This is a genomic window from Bradyrhizobium sp. USDA 10063 (assembly GCF_054063735.1).
This window is the reverse complement of sequence record NZ_JBSSGP010000002.1, coordinates 6,529,139-6,555,424: the sequence shown is the minus strand read 5'-3', so window position 1 is coordinate 6,555,424 and position 26,286 is coordinate 6,529,139. Positions and strand designations below refer to the sequence as shown.

21 protein-coding genes and 3 pseudogenes are annotated in these 26,286 nt (G+C 64.5%); 9 read left to right on the top strand and 15 right to left on the bottom strand.

All coding sequences use genetic code 11. The features are described from left to right. Window positions 1–15 precede the first annotated feature (15 nt). The 5 genes from ACVJGD_RS32920 (at window position 16) to ACVJGD_RS32900 (ending at window position 6,032) form a co-directional block, all read left to right on the top strand. A complete protein-coding gene (locus tag ACVJGD_RS32920; protein WP_456638106.1) occupies window positions 16–1,557 on the top strand; it encodes an acyl-CoA synthetase in 1,542 nt (513 codons plus the stop codon). Window positions 1,558–1,724: 167 nt separating this feature from the next. Further along, window positions 1,725–2,879 (top strand): alpha/beta fold hydrolase, encoded by a 1,155-nt coding sequence (locus ACVJGD_RS32915; protein WP_456638105.1) that lies wholly within the window; start codon window positions 1,725–1,727, stop codon window positions 2,877–2,879. Window positions 2,880–2,957: 78 nt separating this feature from the next. After that, window positions 2,958–3,929, top strand: coding sequence for an iron exporter MbfA (gene mbfA / locus ACVJGD_RS32910; RefSeq protein WP_456638104.1), 972 nt, complete (start codon window positions 2,958–2,960; stop codon window positions 3,927–3,929). A 145-nt stretch (window positions 3,930–4,074) separates the two neighbouring features. Then, window positions 4,075–5,547, top strand: a complete 1,473-nt coding sequence (locus ACVJGD_RS32905) for an amidase (RefSeq protein ID WP_456638103.1) — start codon at window positions 4,075–4,077, stop codon at window positions 5,545–5,547. A gap of 131 nt (window positions 5,548–5,678) precedes the next feature. Next, window positions 5,679–6,032, top strand: a complete 354-nt coding sequence (locus ACVJGD_RS32900; protein ID WP_456638102.1) for a nuclear transport factor 2 family protein — start codon at window positions 5,679–5,681, stop codon at window positions 6,030–6,032. A 193-nt stretch (window positions 6,033–6,225) separates the two neighbouring features. Here ACVJGD_RS32900 and ACVJGD_RS32895 read toward each other — a convergent pair. Together ACVJGD_RS32895 and ACVJGD_RS32890 are read right to left on the bottom strand one after the other, a co-directional pair. Then, window positions 6,226–7,313 (bottom strand): annotated as a pseudogene (locus tag ACVJGD_RS32895) (Zn-dependent alcohol dehydrogenase). A gap of 195 nt (window positions 7,314–7,508) precedes the next feature. Further along, on the bottom strand, window positions 7,509–9,290 hold the full coding sequence (locus tag ACVJGD_RS32890) for an acyl-CoA dehydrogenase family protein (protein ID WP_456638101.1): 1,782 nt from the start codon (window positions 9,288–9,290) through the stop codon (window positions 7,509–7,511). Window positions 9,291–9,451: 161 nt separating this feature from the next. Here ACVJGD_RS32890 and ACVJGD_RS32885 point away from each other — a divergent pair, with 161 nt between their 5' ends. Next, window positions 9,452–10,153: an SDR family NAD(P)-dependent oxidoreductase gene (locus ACVJGD_RS32885; RefSeq protein ID WP_456638100.1), complete on the top strand. Its 702-nt coding sequence runs from the start codon at window positions 9,452–9,454 to the stop codon at window positions 10,151–10,153. Between the two features lie 209 nt (window positions 10,154–10,362). Here the strand turns inward: ACVJGD_RS32885 and ACVJGD_RS32880 are convergent, their stop codons facing one another. After that, on the bottom strand, window positions 10,363–10,983 hold the full coding sequence (locus tag ACVJGD_RS32880) for an N-acetyltransferase family protein (protein ID WP_456638099.1): 621 nt from the start codon (window positions 10,981–10,983) through the stop codon (window positions 10,363–10,365). Window positions 10,984–11,049: 66 nt separating this feature from the next. Then, window positions 11,050–11,265 (bottom strand): DUF1127 domain-containing protein, encoded by a 216-nt coding sequence (locus tag ACVJGD_RS32875; protein WP_456638098.1) that lies wholly within the window; start codon window positions 11,263–11,265, stop codon window positions 11,050–11,052. Between the two features lie 119 nt (window positions 11,266–11,384). Here ACVJGD_RS32875 and ACVJGD_RS32870 point away from each other — a divergent pair, with 119 nt between their 5' ends. Continuing rightward, window positions 11,385–12,284: a transcriptional regulator GcvA gene (locus tag ACVJGD_RS32870; protein WP_456638097.1), complete on the top strand. Its 900-nt coding sequence runs from the start codon at window positions 11,385–11,387 to the stop codon at window positions 12,282–12,284. A 134-nt stretch (window positions 12,285–12,418) separates the two neighbouring features. Beyond that, window positions 12,419–13,730: pseudogene (tcuC, locus tag ACVJGD_RS32865) on the top strand (tricarballylate/proton symporter TcuC). Between the two features lie 114 nt (window positions 13,731–13,844). On the opposite strand, the gene ACVJGD_RS32860 reads toward tcuC, so the two are convergent. Genes ACVJGD_RS32860 through ACVJGD_RS32850 form a run of 3 tightly spaced genes read right to left on the bottom strand, consistent with a single transcriptional unit; the run spans window position 13,845 to window position 16,446 of the window. Next, a complete protein-coding gene (locus tag ACVJGD_RS32860; protein WP_456638096.1) occupies window positions 13,845–14,258 on the bottom strand; it encodes a Rieske (2Fe-2S) protein in 414 nt (137 codons plus the stop codon). After that, the gene (locus ACVJGD_RS32855; RefSeq protein WP_456638095.1) at window positions 14,258–15,367 is read right to left on the bottom strand and encodes an amidohydrolase family protein; all 1,110 of its coding nucleotides are present in this window, start codon (window positions 15,365–15,367) and stop codon (window positions 14,258–14,260) included. The genes ACVJGD_RS32860 and ACVJGD_RS32855 overlap by 1 nt, the downstream gene beginning before the upstream one ends. Continuing rightward, window positions 15,364–16,446, bottom strand: coding sequence for an amidohydrolase family protein (locus ACVJGD_RS32850; RefSeq protein ID WP_456638094.1), 1,083 nt, complete (start codon window positions 16,444–16,446; stop codon window positions 15,364–15,366). The genes ACVJGD_RS32855 and ACVJGD_RS32850 overlap by 4 nt, the downstream gene beginning before the upstream one ends. A gap of 159 nt (window positions 16,447–16,605) precedes the next feature. On the opposite strand from ACVJGD_RS32850, the gene ACVJGD_RS32845 reads away from it, so the two are divergent. Further along, a complete protein-coding gene (locus tag ACVJGD_RS32845; RefSeq protein ID WP_456638093.1) occupies window positions 16,606–17,088 on the top strand; it encodes a CinA family protein in 483 nt (160 codons plus the stop codon). A gap of 168 nt (window positions 17,089–17,256) precedes the next feature. Here ACVJGD_RS32845 and ACVJGD_RS32840 read toward each other — a convergent pair whose 3' ends face one another. From ACVJGD_RS32840 to ACVJGD_RS32805, 8 genes and pseudogenes are all read right to left on the bottom strand, one after another. After that, window positions 17,257–18,564: an HlyD family type I secretion periplasmic adaptor subunit gene (locus ACVJGD_RS32840; protein ID WP_456638092.1), complete on the bottom strand. Its 1,308-nt coding sequence runs from the start codon at window positions 18,562–18,564 to the stop codon at window positions 17,257–17,259. Beyond that, window positions 18,561–20,306 carry a type I secretion system permease/ATPase gene (locus ACVJGD_RS32835; RefSeq protein WP_456638091.1) on the bottom strand — a complete coding sequence of 582 codons (1,746 nt, stop codon included), beginning with the start codon at window positions 20,304–20,306 and terminating at the stop codon, window positions 18,561–18,563. The genes ACVJGD_RS32840 and ACVJGD_RS32835 overlap by 4 nt, the downstream gene beginning before the upstream one ends. Window positions 20,307–20,472: 166 nt before the next feature. Then, complete coding sequence (locus tag ACVJGD_RS32830; protein WP_456638090.1) at window positions 20,473–21,450, bottom strand: ABC transporter ATP-binding protein; 978 nt, start codon at window positions 21,448–21,450, stop codon at window positions 20,473–20,475. Continuing rightward, window positions 21,447–22,860 (bottom strand): annotated as a pseudogene (locus tag ACVJGD_RS32825) (amidase). The gene ACVJGD_RS32830 and the pseudogene ACVJGD_RS32825 overlap by 4 nt, the downstream one beginning before the upstream one ends. After that, entirely contained in the window at window positions 22,857–23,054 is a 198-nt protein-coding gene (locus tag ACVJGD_RS32820) for a hypothetical protein (protein WP_454621577.1), read from the bottom strand. The pseudogene ACVJGD_RS32825 and the gene ACVJGD_RS32820 overlap by 4 nt, the downstream one beginning before the upstream one ends. Continuing rightward, window positions 23,051–24,109 (bottom strand): ABC transporter ATP-binding protein, encoded by a 1,059-nt coding sequence (locus ACVJGD_RS32815; protein WP_456638089.1) that lies wholly within the window; start codon window positions 24,107–24,109, stop codon window positions 23,051–23,053. Before ACVJGD_RS32815 ends, ACVJGD_RS32820 begins: the two co-directional genes overlap by 4 nt. 12 nt (window positions 24,110–24,121) lie before the next feature. After that, window positions 24,122–25,009, bottom strand: coding sequence for an ABC transporter permease (locus ACVJGD_RS32810; RefSeq protein WP_456638088.1), 888 nt, complete (start codon window positions 25,007–25,009; stop codon window positions 24,122–24,124). Window positions 25,010–25,176: 167 nt separating this feature from the next. Next, on the bottom strand, window positions 25,177–26,130 hold the full coding sequence (locus ACVJGD_RS32805) for an ABC transporter permease (protein WP_456638087.1): 954 nt from the start codon (window positions 26,128–26,130) through the stop codon (window positions 25,177–25,179). Window positions 26,131–26,286 lie beyond the last annotated feature (156 nt).

The following is a 26,286-nucleotide window of genomic DNA, read 5'->3' as shown; positions in this document are numbered from 1 at the left end:
TCTTGAGGAAACGCCATGACCCACCCCTCGATCCACGCCCGCACACATCCCGACAAGATCGCCTACCAGATGGCTGCTACCAGCAAGGCGATCACCTATCGCGAGCTCGACCAGCTCTCGAACCAGGGCGCGCATCTGTTCCGTTCGCTCGGACTGAAGGCCGGCGACCACGTCGCCTTCCTGATGGAGAACCGGCTCGCCTTCATGGAGATCTGCTGGGCGGCGCAGCGCGCGGGGCTCTATTACACCGCGATCAGCCGCTACCTGAAGCAGGACGAGATCGCCTACATCATCAAGGACTGCGGCGCCAAGGTCTTCATCACCTCGCCGAAATGCGCCGAGCAGGTGAAGGGCCTCGTCAAGGGCGAGCCGGGCGAACCGCTGTGGTTCATGATGGACGAGCCGCAGCCCGGATTCCGCTCCTTCGACAAGGAAGCGATCGTGCAGCCGACCACGCCGATCAAGGATGAGGTCGCGGGTTACGACATGCTCTATTCCTCCGGCACCACCGGACGGCCGAAGGGGATCAAGAAGCAGTTCGAGGGCAACCCAATCGACGTGCCGAACCCGTTCCTGCGGGTGCTGTGCGCCGACATGTGCGGCATGAACGCGGACACCGTCTATCTGTCGCCGGCGCCGCTCTATCATGCCGCTCCCTTGCGCTTCAACATGATGGCGATCGTGCTTGGCGGCACCTCGATCATCATGGAATCCTTCGACGCAGAGGAATTCCTGAAGCTGGTCGAAAAGCACAAGGTGACGCAATCGCAGCTCGTGCCGACCATGTTCGTGCGCATGCTGAAGCTGCCCGACGAAGTGCGCACACGCTACAACGTATCCTCGCTGAAGGGCGCGATCCATGCCGCGGCGCCCTGCCCAGTCGACGTCAAGGCCCAGATGATCGACTGGTGGGGGCCGATCCTGATCGAATATTACGCCGGCTCCGAGGGCAACGGCGTCACGGTGTCGACCTCGCAGCAATGGCTGGAGCACCGCGGCACGGTCGGCCGCGCTGTCGTCGGCAAGGTGAAGATCCTCGACGAGAATGACGAGGAGCTGCCGGTTGGCGAGATCGGTACGGTCTATTTCGCCGATGCGCCGGCGTTCACCTATCACAACGATCCCGAGAAGACGAAGCGCGCCTATAACGCCAAGGGCTGGTCGACGCTCGGCGATGTCGGCTATCTCGACAAGGACGGCTTCCTCTATCTCACCGACCGCAAGAGCTACATGATCATCTCCGGTGGCGTGAACATCTACCCGCAGGAGACCGAGGATGTGCTGATCACGCATCCCGACGTCTCCGACGTCGCGGTGTTCGGCGTGCCGAACGAGGAGATGGGCGAGGAGGTCAAGGCCGTGGTGCAGCCGCACGATATGGCGAAGGCCGGCAAAGAGCTCGAGGCCGAATTGATCGCCTTCTGCAAGTCGCGGCTGTCAGCGATCAAATGCCCGCGCTCGATCGATTTCGAAGCCGAGCTGCCGCGCACGCCGACCGGCAAGCTGGTGAAGCGCCATTTGCGCGACCGCTATTGGCCGAAGCTGGCGAAGGCGTAAGAGCATGATTGTAGGGTGGGCAAAGCGTAGCGTGCCCACCATCCATGTTCGGTGCAAGCAAAGTGGGCACGCTTCGCTTTGCCCACCCTACGGATCTTGACCACGGGCTTGTCCCGGGCATCCACGTCTTTACAGTTGTGCACAATAGCAACGTGGATGGAAACGCCATGAGTCCTCTCCCCGACGTTCCGCTCCCATCAGGCATACGCTCCCGCTATGTCGATGATATCAACGGCCTGCGCATGCATGTGCTCGAGGCCGGGTTCGAAACCAAAGGTCGGCCCTGTCTCCTGCTGCTGCACGGCTTTCCCGAACTGGCGTTCTCCTGGCGCAAGGTGATGCCGGTGCTGGCTGAAGCCGGCTACCACGTGATCGCGCCGGACCAGCGCGGCTATGGCCGCACCACCGGCTGGGATGCTGATTATGACGGCGATCTCGCGTCGTTCCGGCTCCCTAATCTGGTGCGCGATGCGCTGGGGCTGGTGTCGGCGTTTGGCTACAAAAGCGTCGATGCGGTGATCGGGCACGACTTCGGCTCGTCCGTCGCGGCCTGGTGCGCACTGATCCGGCCGGATGTATTCCGCGCAGTGACGATGATGAGCGCGCCATTCGGCGGGCCGCCATCGCTGCCGTGCAATACCCTGGATGCGCCAGCGAACCCGGCTGTGGAGGACCCAGTGCATCGCGAACTCTCCGCGCTGCCGCGGCCGCGCAAGCATTACCAATGGTACTATTCGACGCGCGAGGCCAATGCCGACATGCACCGCGCGCCACAGGGCGTGCATGATTTCCTGCGCGCCTATTACCACCACAAGAGCGCGGACTGGAAAGACAACAAACCCTATCCGCTAAAGTCCTGGTCTGCGGGCGAACTGGCGAAGCTGCCGACCTACTACATCATGGATCTTGCCGAGGGCATGGCGGCCACGGTCGCGAAAGAGATGCCGTCGGCCGCCGAGATCGCCGGCAATCAATGGCTGCCGGACCGCGAGCTCGCGTTCTACAGCGCCGAGTACGAACGCAACGGCTTCCAGGGCGGGCTGCAGTGGTATCGCTGCGGCACGTCCGGCGCGTTCGTCCCGGAATTGCAGACATGGTCTGGCCGCACCATCGATGTGCCCTCCTGCTTCATCTCGGGCCGGCAGGACTGGGGTACCTACCAGCGGCCCGGCGTTTTCGAGGCGATGCAGACGAAGGCCTGCACCAACATGATCGGCTGCCATCTGGCCGACGGTGCCGGCCATTGGGTGCAACAAGAGCAGCCGGCGGAGGTCAGCCGGCTCCTGCTCGCATTCCTGCGCAACGCGCATGGCGGAAGGTGATCGGGAAGTTGATTGACGCGGTAGCCAAGGCCTCCTATCTAGTTTAGAATAATTCTAAATTAGGTAGAAGGCGGCTCCGTGAAGAACTTTGCCGATCTGACCGAGCGCGAAGTGCTGGCGGTCGCGATCTCCTCCGAAGAGGAGGACAGCCGCATCTACATGACCTTCGCAGAGGATCTCGCCCAACGCTATCCTGATACCGCCAAAATCTTCGAGGAGATGGCCGAGGAGGAACGCGGCCATCGGCACCGGCTGCTCGAACTCTACGAGCAGCGTTTCGGGCCGCATCTGCCGCCGATCCGCCGCGAGGACGTGAAGGGATTTCTGCGCCGCCGCCCGATCTGGCTGACCAAGAACCTGCCGCTCGACACCATCCGAAAGGAAGTCGAGACCATGGAGCTGGAGGCCGAGCGCTTCTATGCCAAGGCCGCTGAGCAGGCCAAGGATGTCGGCGTGCGTCGCCTGCTCGGCGATCTCGCCGAAGAAGAGCGACACCACGAGAACCTCGCCGTCCGGCTCACCGACGATATCCTCAAGCCCGACGTGCGCGCGGAGGAAGACCGGACGCGGCGTCGCATGTTCGTGCTGCAGTATGTGCAGCCCGGACTCGCCGGACTGATGGACGGCTCGGTCTCGACCTTGGCGCCGCTGTTCGCCGCCGCCTTTGCCACCCACCAGAATTGGCAGACTTTCCTCGTCGGCCTCGCCGCCTCGATCGGCGCCGGCATCAGCATGGGATTTGCCGAAGCGCTGTCCGATGACGGCTCGCTGACCGGGCGCGGCTCGCCGTGGCTGCGCGGCCTCACCTGTGGATTGATGACAACGCTTGGCGGCCTCGGCCACACCGCGCCCTATCTGGTGCCGGACTCATGGCCGAACGCGTTCTGGATTGCCACCGCGATCGCGTGCATCGTGGTGTTCTTCGAATTGTGGGCGATCGCCTTCATCCGCGCGCGATACATGGAAACCCCGTTCCTGCAGGCCGTGTTCCAGATCGTGCTCGGCGGCGCGATCGTTCTCGGCGTCGGCATTTTGATCGGCACGGCGTAGCGCAGCAATTCCTGTCAAGCATCGTATTACCTGGTCAGCGATGATCGGCTGCGCATCATCATGATGCGTGACGCTTCGCGCTTGCGAGCCCCAGGCAAAGCAAGCATCATCCCTATCGAACCAGTCATCACATCAGGAGTTCGCCTTGGCCAAATCGCAATGGAGTTTCAAGACCGCGGTCGAGATATCGGCGGCGCTCGCAGCAAAGCAAGTATCCGCGGTCGAACTGGCGCAGGATGCGATCGGCCGGATCGAGCGTCACGATGCAAAGATCAATGCTGTCTGCGTGCGCGATTTCGATCGCGCGCTGGCCGCGGCACACGCCGCCGATGCCGCACTTGCCCGCGGCGAACGGAAGCCGCTGCTCGGCATCCCCATGACGGTGAAGGAATCCTACAACATCGCCGGCCTGCCGACGACCTGGGGCATTCCCGAACAGAAGAATTTCACGCCGACCGAGGACGCACTCTCCGTCGCGCGGGTCAAGGATGCCGGCGCGGTGATCCTCGGCAAGACCAACGTGCCGCTCGGCCTCGGCGACTGGCAGAGCTACAACGACATCTACGGCACCACCAATAATCCTTACGATCTCGGCCGCACGCCGGGCGGCTCGTCCGGCGGATCGTCGGCCGCGCTCGCCGCGGGTTACGGCGCGCTCTCGCTCGGCTCCGATATCGGCGGCTCGCTGCGCGTGCCGGCATTTCATTGCGGCATCTACGCGCACAAGCCGACCTACGCATTGGTGCCGCCGCGAGGCCACACACCGCCGCCCTTGCCGCCGCTGCCGTTCAACCGCGATCTCTCGGTGATCGGGCCGATGGCGCGCAGCGCGGCCGATCTGGCGCTTTTGCTCGACACGATCGCCGACCCGGATCCGCTCGAGGCCGGCAAGGCCTACCGGCTCGAGCTGCCGGCACCGCGCCATACGCGCTTGCAGGATTTCTGCGTGCTGGTGATCGATACCGATCCGGTGATGCCGACTGATACGGTCGTGCGCGGCTCGATCGAGAAACTCGCCGCCAACCTCGCCAAGGCTGGCGTCAAGGTCGAGCGCCAAAGCAGGCTGTTGCCGGACTTCGCCGCATCGACCCGGCTCTACATGCGGATGCTGATGTCGTTCCTTGCCGCTTCCTTCGCGCCCGACTTCTATGAGGGCGCCAAGCAGGCCGCGGCAGCGCTGCCGGAAAGCGACACCAGCCTTGCCGCGGAACGGCTGCGCGGCATCGCGCTTGGCCATCGCGACTGGGTGATGGCCGATGGCGGCCGCACCCGGCTCCGCGCGCAATGGCGTGAACTGTTCAAGACCTTCGACGCCGTGATCTGCCCGGTGATGCCGACACCGGCCTATCCGCACGACCATTCGCCCGAGCAGGAGAAGCGCCGCATCACGATCGATGGCAAGGAGCATGTCTATCCCGACCAGCTCGCCTGGCCCGGAATCGCGACGCTGCCCGGCTTGCCGTCAACCGCGATCCCGACCGGCTTCGCGCCGGATGGATTGCCGATCGGCGTGCAGATCGTCGGGCCGTGGCTGGAGGATCGCACGCCGCTGAAACTGGCGGAATTGATCGAGCGCGAATTCGGCGGGTTCGTGCCGCCGAAGATGTTTGATGGCTAGGGAACCCTCATCCTGAGGAGCGCGCGCAGCGCGTGTCTCGAAGGATGGCCGCAGGGGAGATTGGGGCCTCATGGTTCGAGACGGCGCTGACGCGCCTCCTCACCATGAGGGTCAGAGAGGGAGGAAAAACAATGACCAACGACATCGACGAACTCACCGCACTCAATCGCGACTATGTCGCCTCGGTGCAGAATTCCGACGTCAGGCGCTTCGATGAAATCCTGGCGCCCGAATTCTACTGCTCAAATCCCGACAAATCGCTGGTCGACCGCGCCGCCTTCCTTGAGCAGACCGCCAAGCCAGTGGCGATCAAGAACCTGCAGGCACAGGATGTAAAGATCCGCATCATGGGCGATTTCGCCATCATCCATGCGGCGACCAGCTACACCACGCCGGACGGGCAGCAGGCGCAGGGGCGCTACACCGATTGCTGGGCCAAGCAGAACGGGAAATGGCTCGCGGTATCAGCGCACGTGACGCGGTGAGCGAAAACTCGTCATTTCGGGGCGCATAGCGCGACGTGGAGTTCACCTCTCCCGCTTGCGGGGGAGGTCGGCGCGCAAGCGCCGGGTGGGGGCTCCCTCCACACGAAGAGTGTGAATCGCGGAGACATCCCCCACCCCAGCCCTCCCCCGCAAGCGGGAGAGGGAGCGGAGTTTCCGTGTGGACGCAGATCAATCAGCTATCGAACACCACCACGCTGCGGAGCGTCTTGCCGGCTTTCATGTTGGCGAAGCCGTCGTTGATCTCGGACAGTTTCAGCTTGGCCGAGATCCAGTCCTCCAGATGCAATTTGCCGCGCATGTAGAATTCGACCAGCCGTGGCATGTCGACGCGGAAATGGTTGGAGCCCATCGACGAGCCCTGGATCCGGCGCTCCCTGAGGAAATCGAAGCCGTGCAATTCGATCTTCTGGCCGAACGGGATCATGCCGACAATGGTCGCGGTGCCGCCGGGGGCGAGCATGCCGAAGGCCTGCTCGGCGGTCTCCTTGCGGCCCAGCACTTCGAACGCGTGATGCACGCCGCCGCCGGTGAGCTCACGCACCTGCTGCACCACGTCGCCGTTCTTTGGGTCGATGATGTCGGTGGCGCCGAGCTTGGTCGCGAGCTGGAGTTTCGCAGGGTTGGTGTCGATCGCGATGATGCGGCCCGCGCCCGCAATCTCAGCGCCGTTGATCGCCGCCATGCCGACGCCGCCGCAGCCGATCACCGCCACGGTCTCGCCGGCCTGCACCCTGGCGGTGTTCACGACAGCGCCATAGCCGGTGATGACGCCGCAGCCGATCAGCGCGGCGAGTTCGAGCGGCATGTCCTTGCGGATCTTCACGATCGCATTCTCATGCACCAGCATCTGTTCGGCAAAGGACGAGAGATTGAGGAACTGGTTCAATTTCTCCGGCTGTTCCATTGCAGTCTGTTGGAAGCGCCGGGCAGCATCTTCACGGTGGTGTCGGTGCAGAGCACGGTGCGGCCGGTCGTGCAGTTGTCGCAGGTGCCGCAGAATACCGAGAGGCAGGTCACGACGTGATCGCCGGGCTTCACATAGTTCACGTCGGCGCCGACCTTCTCCACCACGCCAGCGGATTCATGGCCGAGCACGGCCGGCAGCGGATGCGGGTAAAGCCCTTCCATGAAGTGCAGGTCGGAATGACAGAGGCCGGCGACGGAGGTGCGGATCAGCACTTCGCGCGGTCCGGGATTTGGCAGGCTGACGTCCTCGATCACGAGCGGCTTGTTGACTTCGTACAGGACGGCAGCCTTCATCGGTATTTCCCCTCTGTTGTTTATCGTTACATGTGCCTTATCGAGACGCTCCTTCACCTCTCCCGAAGGGAGAGGTCGGAGCGCATCGAAGATGCGATCCGGGTGAGGGGTTCAGGTCTCTCGATGGAGCGTAACCCCTCACCCGAATCGCTTACGCGATTCGACCTCTCCCTTCGGGAGAGGTGAAGCACGAGCCTACGCTGCGAGAAGCAGTTCGCCAACCTCGGCCATCCCGACGTCGCGGTCGCCGAGCAGGTGATCGGTGATGGCGCGCGACGCAGTATTTTCCGTCAGCCGGAACGGATCGTGGGCGCCAATGCGATGGTCGATCACCAGGCGCGACAGCAACAGCCGCCGCGCGTCGCCCCGCATCTCGTGGATGCGCCCGCCTTCCCAGGCGAGCGCCACCGCGCTTGCGACGTGGTAGAGCAGGCTGGTGGCGCGCCGTGCTTCGGCTTCATTGTCCATGCGGCCGGCGACTTCGCGCGTAAAGCCGATGGCGCGGTCGGTAAGTTCATGCAGACGGCTGCGGAAAACCTGCGGCACATTGGCGCTGTCGTCGAGCCGCGCGTGCAGGTCCGCGGCAAGTGCCGCGTCCGCGCCATGGCGGCCGACGGCGCGCTTCAACGCGTCGATCGCGACGATGTTGCCGGTGCCTTCCCAGATCGAGCCGAGATGCGCGTCGCGCAGCAGCCGCGCGGTGACGAACTCTTCGATGTAGCCGATGCCCCCGCGCATCTCCATCGCATCGCCACAGACCTTCCGCGCATCGCGCGTAGCACGGAATTTCAAGGTCGGCGTCAGGATGCGGAGCAGCGCCGCCGCGTCCTGGCTGCCGGCCTCCGCGCGGTCGAGTGCATCGGCGGTCAGGAAACTCATGGACAGCGCCTGCTCGGTCGCGAGCATGATCTTCATCAGTTGCCGCCGCGCCAGCGGCAAATCGATGATGCGGCTGCCGAACACGACGCGGCCTTTCGCCACCGTCATCGCATCATGATACGCACGGCGCATCAGCGCTGTTGATTTGACGCCGTTGGACAGCCGCGACGAGTTGACCATCTCGGCCATCTGCACGAAGCCGCGGTCGAGCTTGCCGACTGCATAAGCGACCGCACCTTCGAGCTTGATCTCGCCCGAGGCCATCGAGCGCGTCCCGAGCTTGTCCTTCAGCCGCACGATCCGGTAGCGGTTCTGCGAGCCGTCATCGAGGAAGCGCGGCATCAGGAACAGGCCGACGCCGCGCGTGCCGGGCCCTGCGCCTTCCGGCCGCGCCAGAAGCATCACGACCTTGGCGTCCGCATTCGAGCAGAACCATTTCTCGCCGTAAAGCCGCCAGTGGTCGCCCTCCTGCACCGCTGATGTTGTCAGCGTCCCGACGTCGGAGCCGCCTTCCTTCTCGGTCATGAACTGGCCGCCTTGCGTCAGCTTGCTCATGTCGGTCTGGGTCAGGCCGTCGAGATATCTTGCCTTCAATGCCTCGCTGCCGAAATTCGCGAGCAGCTTTGCACAGCCATCGGTGACGTTGATCGGACAGCCCATGCCGAATTCAGTCTGGTTGAACAGGAAGGTGAAGGCATGCTTGGCGACCACGGGATATTTATCGGGCCAGCCCAGGATGCCCTTGCGGATCGACATCGCATGGATGCCGAACTCGCCGAACGCGGCCTTCTCCAATTCGCGATAGGCGGGATGATATTCGACCCACTGCACATCGCGGCCGAACTTGTCGCGCTGGTGCAGCACCGGCACATGGCGGTCGGCAAGCCGCGCGCATTCGTCGAGAGGGCCGCCGGCGAGCGCCCCCAGCCGATCGAGATGCGGCTCGATATGGCGGAACAGCGGGTCGGGCAGATGCAGTCGCAGCAGGTCCTGAAGTGCCTGATCGTCCCTGTAGAAATTCATCCCCGAGGTGTCGGGCGCGAGCAGGCCCGGCTGGTTGGCGATATCGGCGTGAGAAGCGTGTTTCAGCGGCTGCATTGAAATCCCTGGATCGTTCCTCATCTGTTGGATGAGACTATCGCACATCGAATGCCGGGATGTCGCCCCATACGGTTGCGGCGAGAGAGCCAATTTCGCCGCAGGCTCCTGCCAAAGCAAAATCTTCTCCGGCAGTTCAAGGAACGCGCAAGGAAGACCCAATGGAAACCCCAAAATACAAGATCGCCCTGATCGTCGGTGTCGGCGAAGGCCTGAGCGCTTCGCTGGCGCGGCTATTTTCGCGCGAAGGAATTCGCGTGGCGCTGGCCGCACGGCAAATCGAAAAGCTCGGCGCGCTCTGCACCGAGACCGGCGCTCGGGCCTTTGCCTGCAACGCCACCGATGCGGATGAGGTCGAACGTCTGTTCGGCCTGGTCGAGCGCGAGATCGGAACGCCCGACCTCGTGGTCTATAACGCCAGCGCGCGGGCGCGCGGCCCGCTGGTCGACCTTGTGCCGGCCGATGTCGCCAACGCGATCGCGGTCTCGGCCTTCGGGGGCTTCCTGGTGGCGCAGCAGGCCGTGCAGCGCATGCTGCCGAACAAGCATGGCGCGATCCTGTTCACGGGCGCGTCTGCCAGCGTCAAGGGGTATGCGCAATCATCGTCGTTCGCGATGGGCAAGTTCGCGCTGCGCGGCTTGGCGCAAAGCATGGCTCGCGAATTGTCGCCGCAGGGCATCCATGTCGCCCATTTCGTCATCGACGGCGGCATCCGCAGCAAGACGCGTCCTGATCCCGAGGACCGTCCGGACTCGATGCTCGATCCCGACGCGATTGCTTTCAGTTACTGGAACCTGCTGCAGCAGCCGCGCAGCGCCTGGAGCTCGGAAGTCGAGCTGCGTCCCTGGGTGGAGAAGTTTTAGCGTTCTTCACCTCTCCCGCTTGCGGGAGAGGTCGGCGCGAAGCGCCGGGTGAGGGCTCTCTCCCCACGAAAAGTCCCAGCGCGGAGACACCCTCACCCCAACCCTCTCCCGCAAGCGACCGCAAGCGGGAGAGGGAGCGCAAGTTCCGGTGCAGACGCAACGAACAAGAAAAAGGCCCGGTTCTGGGGCGGCCAGAACCGGGCCAGTGATCAAACCGCAAGCGAGGAGAAAGCGGCCTTGCCGGCGGCTGCGAGCCGCCAACTGGCACATGGGATATCCTGCGGTTCGACATCGATGTGTTTTACAAAGCGCGCCAGCTTCCAGTCGCCGGGGCTGTTGGTGAAGGCGTAACCGGCCTTCTTCGCCAGCGCGATCATGGCGTCGTTGGAGCGCAGCGTGTCGCCGAACAGGCGCGCGGCACCGAGCGCAGCGGCACGGCATTCGAGGTTCTTCAGGAGCGCGCGGCCGATGCCCTGGCCCTGCCAGCGGTCGTCGATCGAGACGCCGAACTCGATGCCCGCATCCTCCGTATGGAAGGCATAACGCGCTTCGCCGACGATGACCTCGAAGCCGTCGACTATCACGGTGGCGACCACGCTGAACTGCTCGTGCTCGCCGACATGGACGAAATCCTCCAGCACGTTCTTCGGCAATTCGCTGACGGCGCCCAAGAAGCGGTTGTACCGGGAGCGCGTCGAGAGCGAACGGAAATAGTTCTGCAACTCCTCCCTATCGCGCGGCTCGACGAAGCGCACGGTGATCTTCTCGCCGCTGCGCGAACGAACTACGTCCGAATATTGCTTGAGATCGCCGAGACGCAGGGTGGTCATGGTACGCTCTCCGAAAGAAATTGGCTGGCATCCCGCTTCGGCGGCGACGCCAGCGTTGGCGTCACCTCATGCCCGCCAGAAGGGTTTTTCAGCCTCATAAGCGATGTCGCTCCAGGACTTGCCGATGTCGTGGAGATCGCGCTCGGACCACTGGGCCAGCTCGCGCCGCATCTGATGGCGCTGACGCCAGACGTGGAGGGTCTCGCCCAATTGGGTCAGCGCCTGTGCGAACAGGCCCTGTCCATGATGATTTATCATCGATTCATGGGTGCAGGTGGACATGCTCAGCTCCTATGGCTAAATCTGTTATACGGAATATCTGCGCTATTGTCGCCTTGCACAAACGACACTTTGTGCCGCTTCACATGAGATAAAATCATGAATCAGGAGAGATACGGGAGATGACGGCCAGGCTACCTTCGCTGAACGGTTTGCGGGCCTTCGAGGCCGCGGCACGGCATCTGAGCTTCACGCAGGCGGCCGCCGAGCTGAACGTGACGCAGACTGCGATCAGCCATCAGATCAAGCGGCTGGAGCAGGAACTCGGCGTCCGGCTGTTCGTCCGGCAAAACCGGGCGCTGACGCTGACGCCAAAGGCGGCTGAATATCTTCCCGGCGTTCGCGCTGCCTTCAACGACCTCAAGCTTGCGACCGACCGGCTGCTGCGGCGCGAGGACGACCACGTGCTGACGGTATCGACGCTGGCTTCGCTCGCCGCCAAATGGTTGCTGCCGCGGCTTTCCACGTTCCAGGAGGCACATCCCGGCGTTGACGTGCGCATCACCACCTCGACCAGCCTGGTGGATTTCCAGCGCGACAATGTCGATGCCGCGATCCGCTACGGCCGCGGCCAATGGCAGGGATTGCGCGCCGACTGGCTGATGGCGGACGAGCTGTTTCCGGTCTGCAGCCCGACCTTGCTCAACGGAGAGAAGCCGCTGAAATGCCCTGAGGACCTCCGCCAGCACGTGCTCTTGCACACCAGCAACACCAACAGCGACGACTGGCGCCTGTGGCTGACGGCGGCCGGGCTGCCGACCGACCTCTCGAAACAACCGGGCATCACCTTCGACCTGATCTTCATGACCGTCCAGGCCGCGATCGACGGCATCGGCGTCGCCATGGGCCGGACATCCTACGTCCAGGACGACATCGCTAAAGGGCGGCTGGTGGTCCCCTTCAAGATCGCGCTCCCCGCCGATGCCGGCTTCTACCTGGTCTCGCCGCAGGCCAGGGCCGATTCGCCGAAGCTGGCGGCGTTCCGGCAGTGGATGGTCTCCTCGGCTCAGGGCAAGGCCTGAAGACCCGACAAAACCTGAAGATTTCCAGGCGGCCGACGCGTTTTGCGGGTTGGTCGCGGCGTTCGGCTGTGCCAAATTGCCGCAGAGACCCTGCGGCGAGGCGCCGCAGCATGAGCAACGGGGAGAGAACGCGAATGGCGCCAACGAGCACGGCACAGGTACCGCACATCGGATCGCGCATCGGCGCCATCCTGCGCGCGACCAGCGGCAATTTCCTCGAGCAGTTCGATTTCTTCCTGTTCGGCTTCTATGCGAGCGCGATCGGTAAGGCGTTCTTCCCTTCCGACAGCGAGACGGCCTCGTTGCTCAACACCTTCGGCGTGTTCTGGCTGGGCGCGTTGATGCGCCCGGTCGGTGCGATCGTGCTTGGCGCCTATATCGATCGCATCGGACGCCGCAAGGGGTTGATCGTCACGCTGGCGATCATGGCTGTTGGCACGGTGGTCATCGCGATCTGCCCGAGCTATTCGACCATCGGGATTGCCGCGCCCGTCATCGTGCTGATCGGCCGGCTGCTACAGGGCTTTTCCGCCGGCGTCGAGCTTGGCGGCGTCTCGGTGTATCTGTCGGAGATCGCTACCCCCGGCAACCGCGGCTTCTACACCTCTTTCCAGTCGGCGAGCCAGCAGGTCGCGATCTTCGTCGCCGCGATCGTCGGCTATGTCCTGAGCGAGATGATCTCGCCGGCGACGGTGTCCGCCTGGGGCTGGCGCATCCCGTTCTTCATCGGCTGTCTGATCATCCCCTTCATCTTCGTGCTGCGGCGGACGCTGGAGGAAACGCCGGCCTTCCTCGCGATGAAACGGCACCCGACCGCTTCCGAAGTGTTCGCGTCCGCGGTCGCGAACTGGCGCATCGTGATCCTCGGCATGATGATCGCGATCCTGACCACCACGACCTTCTACTTCGTCACCGTCTACACGCCGACCTTTGGCAAGAACGTGCTGAAACTGTCGACGCATGACGCGTTGCTGGTCACGCTGCTCGTGGCGGTGACCAATTTCATCTGGAATCCAGTCGGCGGCGCGGTCTTCCGACCGCATCGGCCGCAAGCCAGTGCTGCTGATGATCGCCGGGCTTTCCTTCCTCACGGCCTATCCGGCACTGCACTGGCTGGTTGCGGCGCCGAGCTTCGGCAAGATGCTGGCAGTCGAGATGATGTTCTCGTTCTATTTCGGCGTCTACAGCGGCACCATGCTCGGCTGCCTGGTCGAGATCGTGCCAGCGCACGTGCGCACCACCTGCTTCTCGCTGGCATTTGCATTGGCGGCGGCGCTGTTCGGCACGTTCACGCCGTTTGCCTCAACCTGGCTGATCGACCACACCGGCGACAAGGCTTCGCCGGGCTTCTGGCTGATGTTCGCGGCAACGCTTGGCATCATCGCCACTGTCACCGTCTATCGTGGCGGCCAGACCATCGAGGCGCGCGAAGCCGTCGCCGCCTGACGGGAATTGCCGGACGCCGCGAAGTTGTAGGGTGGGCAAAGCGAAGCATGCCCGCCATCGCGAACACAGCATGAAATGGTGGGCACGCTGCGCTTGGCCCACCTTACGACCCCGCTACAAATCAACCACGACATAATCGCTCTCTACGGAGACCGCGATGGTCTCCGCGACGTACGGGCCTTTCACCAGATTGGTGCCGGGCTCAACATTGACCGGATAGGCCCGCGCGCGGAAGCGCTTGGGGTCGCAGTAGGACTGGCCGGTGCGGATGTCGAACTCCCAACCGTGCCAGGGGCAGCGGATGATCTCGCCGACTTTCATGTACTCGATCTCGCCGGGGTCGGACGATTGCGCGAGCCCGATCAGCGGTCCCTCGCACAGCGAAGCGCCCTGATGCGGGCAGCGGTTCAAGAGGCCAAAGAACTCGCCCTTGACGTTGAAGACCGCGATGGGCCGGCCGTCGATCTCCAGGAACTTCCTCGTGCCCGGCGGCAGTTCAGTCACCGGGGCGACCACATGTCGTGCCATCAAGAAAGCCCGTACAGCTTGCGCGCATTGTCGAGGTAGAACGCCTGCTTGTTGGCGTCGCTGACGCCGGCCGGCAGCACGCGCGAGGGCTCGTCATAGTCCCAATGCGGGTAGTCGGTTGCGAACAACAGCCTGTCCCAGCCGATCCATTCGATGGTCTGGAACAGATGCTCGCGCCGCTCAGGGTCTTCCATCGGCTGTGTGGTCCACCAGATGTGGTCGCGGATATAGTCCGACGGCTTGCGCCTCAGATGCGGCACCTCGGCATGCAGGCGCTCGAACACCTTGTCGAGGCGCCAGGCCAATGACGGCGCCCAGCCGAAGCCGGCCTCGACCATCACCATCTTCAGTTTCGGGAAGCGTTCGAACACGCCTTCAAGCACGAGGCTTGCCAGCGCGGTCTGCTGGCACTGCGAGTGCCCGACCATCTCCTCGATGTAGAAGCTCGGCCAGCCCGATGCGGTGATCGGATTGCCGCCGAAGCCGAAGGCATGCACACCGACCGGAAGCCCGGCTTCCTCCGCCGCCTCATAGATCGGCCAATAGCGGCGCTGGCCGAGCGGTTCGACATTGCGGCTGAGCAGCAGCACCTGCACGAAGTTCGCATCGCCAGCGCGCTTGCGGATCTCCGCAGCCGCGGCCTGCCCGTCCTCATTGGCAACGACGACCGAACCTTTGAGGCGCTGGTCCTTGCTGGTCCATTTCTCGATCTGCCAGTCGTTGATCGCGGAACAGATCGCCGCCGCAAGATCCTGATTGCGGATGCCCTGCCCGGTGTTGAGCGGGTTGAGCACGCCGAGCGCGACATTGTTCGGATCGAGATGCTGTTGCTGCATGAAGGAGAGCGAGGAGCCCTGCGGACCGCCTTCCGGGGGATAGGCATCGCGGCGCGACGCATTCGGCTGCGCCTTGGGATAGGGCGGACCACCCATCATGCCCTGATAGGCGTGGACGCCGAAGGTTTCCAGATGTGCGTGCCAGCGCTTGGCGAGGAATGGATACAACTCGGTCTGGGTGGCGCGCGCCGGATGGATGTCGCAATCGGCGATCGCGGTCTTGATGCCGGCGGACGACGCCGCCCCCGGACGGTCGCGCAACTGGATGTTCATGGCGTCGTCTCCTTCACGGACTGCTTAAGGCGAGTGTAGGTCACGAGCGGATTGTCGATCATGATCTTGCGGACGAGGTCGGACGAAATTCCCTTCGGCAGCACCTCGTCGCCGTCGAATTGCCAGTGCGGATAGTCGGTCGAGAATAGGAGCAATTCGTCCGACTGCATATGGTCGAACAATCGGTTCAGCGTCTCGCCTTCCGGCGGCGCATCGACGGGCTGCAGCGAGAAGCGGACGTTGCTGCGCACAATCTCCAGCGGCGCGCGATCGACCCACGGCGTCTCCATGCGGACGCCGCGCCAGAACTTGTGCAGGCGCCAGAGAAAAGGCGGCAGCCAGGTGAAGCCGCTTTCCAGCATCACCATTTTCAGGTTCGGATGGCGGGCGAACACGCCTTCGACGATCAGGCTGGTGAGTTGCGTCTGGAACGCCTGCGCCTGCGCGACATAGTCCTCGATGTGATACGAGCCCCAGCCGACCGAGGTCGGCGGGTTGTGATAGGCGCTGCCGGCGTGCACGCCGATCGGCAGGCCCAAGCGCTCCGCCGCGGCATAGATCGGCCAGTAGTGCCGCTTGCCCAAGGGCATGTCGCCCATGACCAGCATCAGCACCTGGACGAAGCGCGCATCCTTGGCGCAGCGCTCGATCTCCTGCACGGATTTCTCGATGCTTTGCACGGGGATCACGATCGAGCCGCGCAGGCGATCGTCCTTGCCGAGCCATTCCTTGGCGAGCCAGTCGTTCAGCGCGCGGCAGAACGCATCCGCCATATCCTCGCTGAACACCATCTGCACGCCATAGAGCGGATTGCAGATGCCGTAGGCGACAGCGAACTTGTCGAGCACCTGGCGCTGCATGTCGGCAAGATTGGAGCCCGGTTTGCCCTGCGCCGGCCGCCAATCCGGCCGCGCCGAGATCGGCGAATTGACCGGATAGGATTGCGAAAGCAGGTCCGTCATGCCGCGAGTCGTCACCTGGTCGCGCCAGTAGTCATTCATGTACGGCAACAGGCTGGTCAGGTGAGGCACGGCGGGATGCAGGTCGCAATCCACGCCACTCGCGATCGGCGACGTCATGACGTTTCCTCTGTTGGGCGCGTGCGCCGCGCCGCGTCGATTGATCAGCATTCAAGCAGCCTGGCCCCCGGCCCGCAACTCGGCAGGAGCCGAACTGGTGTGCTAGGAAGGCAGGACGCCCCAGAGAATTTTCATGGCAAACAACAAGAAAGGCAGCCGATGAACGAGCTGGTGTCCATTGCGGAAAAGATTGCAGCCAGGCTGATCGAGCGGAAGCAGACGATTGCAGTGGCGGAATCCTCCACGGGCGGCTTGATCTCGGCCGCGCTGCTCGCCGTGCCCGGCGCCTCCGCTTATTTCATCGGCGGCGGCGTGATCTACACCCGCGACGCGCGGCGGGTGCTGATGGACATTCCCAATGAGGCGATGAAAGGCATCCGCTCGGCGTCGGAACCTTACGCAAAGCTGCTCGCGAGCCAGATCCGCACGCGGCTTGCGACCGACTGGGGCCTTTCGGAAACCGGCGCGACGGGACCGGCAGGCAACCGCTATGGCGACGCTGCGGGCCATAGCTGCATGGCGGTCGCGGGGCCGGTGGAAGCCGTGATCACGCTCGAGACCGGCAGCAGCGAGAGGCAAGCGAACATGCAGGCGTTCGCGAAGGCAGCGCTGAATTTGCTCCTGCAGAACTTGTCGCGGTAAGGAGGCGTGCGTGGCTGCGCCTGTGGCCTCATGGTTCGAGACGCCGCTTCGCGGCTCCTCACCATGAGGGTCGGGCTTATCCCGTCATTCAGGCCCATCCCCTCATCCTGAGGAGCCGCGGAGCGGCGTCTCGAAGGATGAGGCCCCGCTGTGGAACCGTGCGAAAAATTACTTCTCCCGGAACGAGCGCATGAACTGGTCGCTCAGGGGCTTCATCAAGTAAGACAGCATGGTGCGGTCGCCGGTCTGGACGAAGGCTTCGACCGGCATGCCCGGGATGATCTTGACGTCGCCGAGGCGCTTGACCTCGTCCGGCGGCATCGAGACGCGGATGGTGTAGAAGCTCTGCCCCGAGCGCTGATCGGTGCTGACGTCGGCAGAGATGCGGGTGACGACGCCGTTGATCTCCGGCGTGGTGCGCTGGTTGAAGGCAGAGAGGCGCAACAGCGTCTTCTGGCCGATCTGCAGCTTGTCGATGTCCTGCGGATTGACCTTGGCCTCCACCGAGAGATCGTCGGCCTGCGGCACGATCATCATGATGGCGTCGCCGGCCGTGATCACGCCGCCGACGGTGTGCACCGTCGACTGCAGCACCATGCCGTCCTGCGGCGCGCGGATGTCGATACGGCGAAGCTGGTCTTCCGCGGTCACCTTGCGCTCGACGAATTCGCCGATCTTGTCGTTGGTCTCACGCAGATCCTTGGAGACCTCGGCCAGCATGTCCTTGTCGACCTGGATGATCTGCAGCTCGGTCTCGGTGATCTTGCCCTTGGACTGCGCGCGGGCGGCGATATATTGCGCGCGCTCGCCGGCGAGCCTCGCGGCGTCGCGCTCGAGCGTGGTGAGGCGCGTGAGCTGTACCAGATGCTGGTCAAAGAGCTGACGGACGCCGATCAGCTCCTTCTGCACCAGCTCGATCTCTCTGTCCTTCGCGACCTCCTGCGCCCTCAGGCCCTCGATTTCCTCGTTGAGCTGGGTGACGCGTTCGCGCAATTGCGCCTTCTGGCCGGTGCGGCCGTTGACGCGGACCTCGAACAGCTTGGTTTCGCTGGCCATGACGTCGCGGACGTCGGGATCGTCGGCGCGGTCGGTCAAGGCCTTCGGAAAGACGATCTTGTCACGGCCCTGCTGCTCGGCTTCCAGACGGGCGGCGCGCGCATAGAGCCCATTGAGCGTCTTGACCACGATCGCAAGGCTCGCCTTCACCACCGTCTCGTCCAATCGCACCACGATGTCGCCCGTCTTGACGAGGTCGCCGTCGCGCACGCGCACTTCGCCGACCACGCCACCGGTCGGGTGCTGCACCTTCTTGACGTTGGAATCGACCACCACCGAGCCCGGCGCGATCAGGGCGCCCGAGATCGGCACAGTGGAGGCCCAGCCGCCGAAGCCGCCGGCCACCACCAGCACGACGACGAGGCCGATGACCAGATGCAGCCGGATCGAGCGCTGCGCCCCGCGCAATTCTTCGCTCATGATTTGGCTCCCGCATCGGAGACGATCTTGATCGGCGGCGCCGGGGCGACGCGCGGCTGCAGCACCTGCGCCAGCACGGTTTCCTTCGGGCCGAAGGCCTGCATGCGGCCTTCCTTCAGCACCAGGATCTGGTCGACGCCCTCGATCCCGATCGGCCGGTGCGCCACCACGACGACGATCGCGCCGCGCTCACGCGACGAGCGCACCGCCCGCGTCAACGCCTCGTCACCCTCGCTGTCGAGATTGGAGTTCGGCTCGTCCAGCACGATCAGGAACGGATTGCCGTAAAGCGCGCGCGCCAGCGCGATCCGCTGCGCCTGGCCGGCCGACAGCGCCGCGCCCTGCTCGCCCACCTGGGTGTCGTAGCCCTCGCGCATCTTGATGATCATCTCGTGCACGCCGGCCTCCTTGGCGGCGGCGATGATATCGTCCGACTTCGCCTCGGGATCGAAGCGAGAGATATTCTGCGCCACTGTCCCTGCGAACAGTTCGACATCCTGCGGCAGATAGCCAACGTGGCGGCCGAGCACGTCCGGCGACCATTGATCAAGCGCGGCACCGTCGAGCCGCACCTTGCCGCGGAACGGCATCCAGACGCCGACCAGCGCGCGCACCAGCGACGACTTGCCGGAGCCGCTCGGACCGATGATGCCGACGCCGCTGCCGGCCTCCAGCGCGAAGGTCACGTCGGCCACGATCACCCGCTGGTCGCCCGGCGGGGCAAGCGAGACGGCCTCGACCGACAGCCGCTTGGTCGGCGCCTGCAGCAGGGTCTGGGTGCCGGCCTGCGGCATCTGCTGCAATAGCCGGTTGAGACGTTGCCAGCTCTGCCGCGCGGCGACAAACCCTTTCCAATGCGCGATCGCGAGATCAACCGGCGCCAACGCGCGGGCACTCAGGATCGAACCCGCGATGATAATGCCGCCGGTCGCCTCCTGGTGGATCACGAGATAGGCGCCGACCGCGAGCACCGCGGACTGCAGCATCATGCGCAGCACCTTGGCGACCGCGCCGAGCCCGCCGGCGACGTCGCTCGCGCGCTGGTTGCCCGCGAGATAATTCTCGTTGGCCTCGCTCCAGCGCCGCCGCAGCCGACCGGACATGCCCATCGCGACCAGCACTTCGGCATTGCGGCGGCTCGCCGCCGCAAGATCATTGCGACGGGCGGCAAGCGTCATCGCCTCCTTGGCGGGGCTGCGCGACATGAACTCGGTGATCAGCGTCAACGTGATCAGGATGATCGCGCCGACCAGCGCGGTGACGCCGAGCAGCCAGTGGAAGGCGAAGCAGATCGCCATATAGAGCGGCAGCCACGGCAGGTCGAAGAACGCGCCCGGTCCCTGGCTGCCGAGGAAAGACCTGACATTGTCGAGATCGCGCAGCGGCTGCAGGCCTTCGGTGCGGTTGCCCATGAGCAGCGGCAGGCGCACGATGGTCTCGAACACCCGCGCGTTGATCGCCTCGTCCAGCGAGGTGCCGATCCGTCCGAGGATCCGCCCGCGCAGGAGATCAAGCACGCCCTGCGCGATGTAGAGACCGCCGGCGAGCACGACCAGGCCGACCAGGGTCGGCACGCTGCGGCTCGGCAGCACGCGGTCGTAGACCTCCAGCATGAAGATCGAGCCGGTCAGATACAGAACGTTGATCACGCAGCTCATCAGGCCGACGCCGATGAAAGCGGCCCGGCAGGCGCGCAGCGCATCGCCGAGTTCGGAACGCCGGACGCCCGGAGCGGCTGCCATGAATTCTGATCTCTGTAAAAAGGGTCAAGTAATGGTTTAGTTTTACCGATGTTTGCGGCCAGCGTCTATTTATGTCGCGTCAGGCACATTCAGGTTGCGTTAATTTTAGCGCAGTTCCGCACCACGCAACTGGTAGGTCCGGGAAGGTTAATGACGGCCGCTGGTGTTACGCCGTGGCAACAGCCGGCTCGGCCAGGACGCAGCGCGCGATGCGGTCCGGCGCGACCCGCACGGCGGGCGGCAAATGCTCGGAGCAGCGTGGCTGCGCCAGGCTGCAGCGTGGGGCGAAGGAACAACTGGTCGGCGCACGATCGAGCGAGGGCGGCGTGCCCGGGATTGTCTCGAGTCTCTCCCCGCGCCTGGCGCCATGGATGGTCGAGGCCAACAGGCCCTTGGCGTAGGGGTGGACCGGGGACCGCACGATGCCACGGAGACTGCCCTGCTCGACGATCTGGCCGGCATACATGACGGCGACGCGGTCGCAGATCTCGATCGCAACCCCGATGTCGTGGGTCACGAAAATCACGGACATGCCGAACTCGCGCTGCAATTCGCGCAGCAGGAGCAGGATCTGGATCTGGACGGTGGCATCGAGCGCGGTGGTCGGCTCGTCGGCGAGCAGGATCTTCGGCTTGCAGGCGAGCGCGAGCGCGATCATCGCGCGCTGGCGCATGCCGCCTGACATCTCGTGCGGATAGGATTCAAGCCGGCGCTTGGCGGAGGGAATGCGCACCACCTCCAGCATTTCGAGCGCGCGCGCCATCGCCTCGCGCTCGCTCTTGCCCTCGTGCCGCATCACGGTTTCCGCGATCTGGCGGCCGATGGTGTAGACCGGATCGAGCGCGAGCGCCGGCTCCTGGAAGATCATCGAGACGGTCTGGCCGCGAAAATTCGACAGCGCCTCGTCGTCCATCGACAGCACGTCCTGTCCCAGCACTTTGACGCTACCCGAGATCTGCGTCCGCTTCTTCGGCAACAGCCGCATCAGCGCGCGTAGCGTGACACTTTTGCCGGAGCCGGATTCGCCAAGCAGGCCGAGCACCTCGCCTTCACCGAGCGAGAGGCTCAGATCGTTGACGGCGTGCACCGTGCGTTCGCCGGTGAAGCGGATGTTGAGATCCCGGATTTCGACAAGATTGGTCATACGAGCTTCGGAACCTTCGCGTGGAAATCGGTTGCCCGCTGGAACGCCGCGCCGATGCGGAGCAGCGTCGCTTCCTCGAAGGAGCGGCCGATCAGTTGCATGCCGACCGGCAGCCCTGCGCGGGTGAAGCCCGCGGGAACCGCCAGCGACGGCAGACCGAGATAGTTGACCGGGCGGGTGAAGCGCGTCAGCCGCTGGATCACCGCCTCGGCGCCAGGGCCATTGCCTACGTCGCTCTCGGCAATCGTTGGGGCCGGCACCGGCGCTGCGGGCGCGATCACGGCGTCCACGCTGCTGACCGCGGCATTGTAGGCGGCGAGCGCCGGGCCGCGCCAGCGCATCGCCTCGAGATAGCTGACGGCGGGGAACGGCGAGTCCGTTCTGCAGCCGCATCAACACCTGCGGGCCGTAATCCTGCGGACGCTCGATCATCCAGCGCTTGTGGAAAGCCGCCGCCTCGGCGGCGAGCACGATCTGGGACGCCGAACTGAGCTGGCGCTGGTCGGGCAACTCGACCTTGACGATCTCGGCGCCCTCACGCTTGAGGACCGCGATGGTCTCGTCGAGGATGCGCGCCACCTCGGCATCGAGATCGTCGACATAGAACGCGGTCGGCACGCCGATCTTGAGGCCGTTCAGCCTCCCCTTGGTCGCTTCCAGATAGTCCGGCACCGGCGCGGTCGAGGCGGTCGGATCCTCGGGGTCGCTACCCGCCATCAGGCCGAGCAGCAGCGCGCAATCCTCAGCCGTCTGCGCCAACGGCCCGACGGTGTCGAGCGATTGCGATAGCGGCATTGCGCCGGCGCGGCTGACGCGGCCGACGGTTGTCTTCAACCCGGTGACGCCGCAGAAATGCGCGGGCATCCGGATCGAACCGCCGGTGTCGGACCCCAGCGCCGCGAAGGTCAGCCTTGCTGCGACCGCCGAGCCGGAGCCGGAGGACGAGCCGCCGGTGATATGATCGACATTCCAGGGATTATGGACCGGGCCGTAGTGCACGTTGTGGCCGGTCGGACCGTAGGCGAACTCGACCATCTGCAGCGAGCCGAGCCGGAGCGAGCCGGCATCCTTCAGCCGCTGCAGCGAGGTCGCCGTGGTCTTGGCGACAAAGTCGCGCCGGATCAGCGAGCCGCAGGTCACGACCTTGCCGGCCTCGTAATACATGTCCTTGTGCGCGAGCGGCACGCCGTGGAGGACGCCGCGGCTCCTGCCCTTTGCGAGTTCCGCATCGGCTTCATCGGCGGCGGCAAGCGCCTGTTCGGACTCGATCGCCATGAAGGCGTTGAGCTTGGGCTGCCACTCCGCGATGCGGTGCAGCAAGGCTCGTGTCACCTCGCGCGAGGAGACTTTCTTCTCGGCAATCGCCTTCGCGACCGCCGTCAGCGACATCAAAGCGAGTTCGGCGCTCATTTCGACACCTTCGCGGTCTGCGCCAGCAGGAAGCTCGCGGGCTCGAGATCGAACGGCAACGTGCCGGCGATCGGCGCGAAGCCGGCAAAGGCCGGGCTGATCGAATTGGAAATCCGCGCCGCCACTTCGCCGTCGACGGGCACGCCCGCGACGTCGGCCATCGCCATCGCTTCTTTCGGACTGGGTTTCGTCATGCCGCCTCTTCCTCCCTTGCCGGTGCGCGGCTGTGCCCCGAGCCCGGAATGGCCATGTAGCACGCCGCCTGATGACCCGTACTATCGAGCATGGTCAGTTGTGGAGTGGCTTTTGCGCAGAGCGGCTCCGCAAACGGGCAGCGGGTGTGAAACCGGCAGCCCGGCGGCGGATCGATCGGGTTCGGCGGATCGCCCGAGATCGGCGGCACCTCGGTCCGCTTGTCCGGATCGGAGGACGGCATCGCCGCCAGCAGCGCGCGCGTATAGGGATGCGCAGGCTGATCCCAGACCTTGTCGACCGGGCCGAGCTCGACGACTTCGCCGAGATACATCACCAGCACGCGGTCGGAGATGTAGCGGACCACGTTGAGGTCGTGGCTGATGAAGAGATAGGTCAGTCCGAACTCGCGCTTCAGATCTGCGAGCAGGTTGAGCACCTGCGCCTCGACCGATTTGTCGAGCGCGGAGACGGCTTCATCCAGGATTACCAGCCGCGGCGACAGCGCCAATGCGCGCGCGATGTTGACGCGCTGGCGCTGGCCACCGGAGATTTCGTGGGGATAGCGGTTGGCGAAGTTTTCGGGCCGCAAGCCCACCTTGCCGAGCAGCTCGCGTGCGAGTGTGCGGGCGGCAGCATCTGCCATGCCATGCACCTTCGGGCCGAAGGCGATGGATTCCTCGATGGTGAGGCGCGGATTGAGCGAAGCGTAGCTGTCCTGGAACACCATCTGCATGCCGCGGCGCAACTCGCGCAGCGACAGCGCGCGACCAACCTGCATGCCGTCATAGATGATCTCGCCGGAGTCGCGCTTCATCAGGTGCATCAGGAGTCGCGCGGTGGTCGACTTGCCGCAACCGGATTCGCCGACAATGCCGACGGTCTCGCCCTTGCCGATTGCGAAGGAGACATTGTCGACCGCGCGTACGGTCTTGCGCTTGCCGAACAGCTCGCCGCGCACCGGGAAATGCTTGGTCAGGCCCTTGACTTCGAGCAAGGGCTGCGCGGCGCCGCCGACGTCCTCAACGGGCGCAAGCATGTCAACGGGTTCAGTCATCTGGCTCATGCCTCAGTTCCGGATGTCCATTGCGCTGCGCATGCCGTCGCTCAACAGGTTGAAGCAGATCGAGACCGCGAAGATCATCACGCCGGGCAGCGCCGCGACCCAGGGATTGACGTAGATTGCGGTGCGCAGCGTGTTCAGCATCAGGCCCCATTCCGGTTCCGGCGGCTTTGTGCCGAGACCGAGGAACGAAAGACCCGCGGCGAGGATCATCGACACCGAGATCAGGCCGGTCGCGTAGACGAAGATCGGGCCCAGCACGTTGCCGAGCATGTGCACGCGCATGATGGTGAGCGGGCCAGCGCCGGAGGCGCGCGCGGCCTCGACGAAATCCATGTTGCGCACGCCGGTCGTGACGCTTTCGGCAACGCGGGTGATTTGCGGCACGAACACGACGGTGAGCGACACGATAGAGTTGACGATGCCGGCGCCGAGCGCGCCGGAGATCGCGATCGCGAGCAGCACCGAGGGGAAGGCGTAGAACACATCGATCGTGCGCATGATTGCGGTGTTGAGCTTGCCGCCAACATAGCCCGCAATCAGCCCGAGCCCGGTGCCGATTACGAAGGCCAAGATCACCGGCAGAATGCCGATGATCAGTGACAGCCGTCCGCCATAGACGAGACGCGACAGCATATCGCGGCCGAGTTCGTCGGTCCCGAGCAGGTAGCCCGGCGTGCCGATGTGGCGCAGGCGGCGAATCATCGAGCCCTGGTAGGGATCGGCAAGCCCGAGCCATGGCGCGAACAATGCGGAGGCAAAGATCAGGATCAGAATGAGCGCGCAGGCCATGCTGACCTTGTCGCGCATGATGCGGCGACCGACGGTTGCCCAATAGCCGCGCGCCTTCGTCGCGGGGGCTGCTTGCAGTGCGAGATCGGTGATCGTGCTCATTTCACCTCTCCCGCTTGCGGGAGAGGTCGGCGAACAGCGCCGGGTGAGGGCTCTCTCCACACGGATAACCCCATCGCGGAGATACCCTCGCCCCAACCCTCTTCCGCAAGTGGGAGAGGGGGCGCAGTTCCGTCCTGGTTGGCAGTCGATCCATTCTCATCATCGCGCTAGCCTCGCTTGATCCGCGGGTCGATCGCGGCCTGCGCGATGTCGACCAGGAGGTTGAGCAGCACGAAGAACAGCGCCAGCACCAGGATCGTGCCCTGCAACAGCGGCAGGTCGCGCTGGAAGATCGCGGAGTTCAACAGCAGTCCCGAGCCCGGCCAGGAGAACACGGTCTCGATCAGGATCGAGCCGCCGAGCATGTAGCCGAGCTGCAATCCCATCACCGCGAGCGCGGTGGGCGCTGCGTTCTTGACGACGTGGCGGAACACGTTGGTCTCGCGCAGGCCCTTGGCGCGCAGAGCCTCGACGAAATCCTGCGAGAGGATATCGCCGGTCAGCGCGCGCACGGTGCGGGTGACGATGCCCATCGGGATCACCGAGCTCGTGACCGCGGGCAGGATCAGATAGCGAAGATGGTCCCAATCCCAGGCCCACGCGCCGGAACCTCCAGGACCGGCGCCGACCGCGGGCAGCCAGTTGAGCTGCACCGAGAAGATGATGACCAGCACCATGCCGAGCCAGTAATGCGGCACCGAGACGCCGGCGATCGCAAAGGACGTCGAGAGCTTGTCGATCCAGCTATCGCGGAAATAGCCGGCGATCAGCCCGAACAACAGCCCAAGTGTGAAGCCGATCAGCGCGGCAAAAATCGCGAGCGTCACGGTGTTGCCGACGGCGCGCATCACCTCCGACAGCACCGGCCGTCCGGTCGCGATGGAATGACCGAGATCGCCATGTACCGCGCGCCACAGCCACAGCCCGAACTGCACCGGCAGCGGACGGTCGAAGCCATAGGCGGTGCGCAATTGCTGCGCCAGCTCCTGCGAGGCGTCGGCCGGCAGCACCGCGACCAGCGGATCTCCGGGCGTGATATGCACGAGCAGGAAACACACCAGCGCGACGCTGATGACGATCGGGATCACGTAGACGATGCGTCTGGCGATATAGGCAAACACGGGCGTTACTCTGATTAGTGCGTGTGTCTCTCATCCGTCATGGCCGGGCTTGTCCCGGCCATCCACGTCCTTCTTTGCTTCGTCATTCCGAGTTCGCCCTGTGGGCGCCCCGGAATGACTGGGGCAAGCGGATAGACGTGGATGCCCGGGTCAAGC